Source organism: Mariniradius sediminis (genome assembly GCF_021491425.1).
GTDB classification, from domain to species: domain Bacteria; phylum Bacteroidota; class Bacteroidia; order Cytophagales; family Cyclobacteriaceae; genus Mariniradius; species Mariniradius saccharolyticus.
In genome coordinates, this window is sequence record NZ_JAKEVZ010000068.1 from 1 (window position 1) to 306 (window position 306).

Sequence of the window (306 nt, forward strand, 5' to 3'; positions counted from 1 at the left end):
GACCAACAACATTTTGCTTCTGCTTAACCAGAGATTTGCACGGTCTTAACATCAGGCTTCTTAACCTCTTCCTTGGGAACAGTGACAGTGAGAACCCCATTTTCCATAGAAGCCTTCACTTGATCCACTTTGGCATTTTCCGGCAATCTGAACCTCCTCATGAACTTGCCACTGCTACGCTCCACGCGATGCCACGTGTCGTTCTTATCTTCCTTCTCAACGTTCCTCTCTCCGCTGATCTGAAGAACCTTATCATCTTCAATCTCTACCTTCACTTCCTCCTTCTTCAGCCCTGGAATATCAGCC

The 306-nt window shown here is 47.1% G+C and carries 1 protein-coding gene; it reads right to left on the bottom strand.

What is annotated here, in order from left to right; genetic code table 11:
• Window positions 1–23: 23 nt before the first annotated feature.
• A partial coding sequence (locus L0U89_RS20315) for an Hsp26/alpha crystallin family protein (protein ID WP_234863195.1) occupies window positions 24–306 on the bottom strand: 283 nt, incomplete at its 5' end.